This window comes from Peribacillus sp. NPDC056705 (assembly GCF_043656335.1).
Window position 1 is genome coordinate 1 of record NZ_JBHTYI010000278.1, and the last position, 1,057, is coordinate 1,057.

Annotated in this window: 1 pseudogene; it reads left to right on the forward strand. The window is 54.2% G+C overall.

The features are described from left to right. Window positions 1-53: 53 nt before the first annotated feature. Window positions 54-1,057: pseudogene (locus ACFRAK_RS29695) on the forward strand (glycoside hydrolase family 2 protein); the annotation flags it as partial.

A 1,057-nucleotide genomic window follows, 5' to 3' on the forward strand; every position in this document is an offset into this window, starting at 1 on the left:
GGATGGACCCTACCCGGATCGTGGAGGACAATTCACCGTGTGCGTACGATCACGTGGAGACAGATATCAACACATGGCATTTTTATATCAACGGTTATGAACCGCTGCGGAATCATATCGAGGAAGTGGTTCAAAAAACCCATCCGGGATCGGAGTATAACTATATCGGCGGCAACCAGCAGGGCGATGCTCCACTCATGAACAGCGAATGTGGTAATGTGTGGGGAATTGACGGCGGCGGAGCTGGGGACAGCGATCTGGCGTGGCATTATCATTACATGTTAAACGAATTCCGACGCCACGATAAGCTGTGCGGCTTTGTCTTTACGGAGTTCCGGGATGTGACCAATGAATTCAACGGCTATTACCGTTTGGACGGGACGGATAAAAAATTCGGCTACGAGGATTTCGTGCCGGGGATGACGATTGCCGACCTGCACACGCCGGATTATATCGTAATCGATGCGCCTCCTTGTCAGACGCTGGAGCAAGGGAGCGAGGTCACGGTACCGCTGCTCCGTTCCAGCTACTCAGACCAATATCACGGACAGTCACTTGCCCTGGCCTGGGAATTATCCTATGACAAGTTCGGAACGAAGGTCGTCGCTGACCAAGGCAAGCTGGAAGTAACATGGGATGGTTATGGGGTAGCGCCTATATCGGAATTGCAGGTACGCATGCCGAACACGGATGCGGTTGCCGTTCTGGGCATTCGTCTGTTGAATGCGGACCAAGGTGTGGTGACGCGTAACTTTACCACGTTTGACGTGCGTGGCGGTAAAGAGCAGGCGGTTACGGGAGCGGAAGGCCGGACGGTGAGCATTCCAGTGAATGCATTCCGTAAGCAAAACTTCGCCCATATGTGGGAGGCGCTTCAGGGCTCCAAAGTGAACGGCGGCGGAGAGGGAAGATTCGTGTATGACGTTCAGCTTCCGAGCCAAGGCGAACAGCCGTTGATTCGCGACATCGAGATTTGCTTCGAGGCCGGCGCCAAGCGTCTGCTCGCACGAAATATCGAGGGTGCACGCCATCACAGCCATGGCATCCACTTCATGCA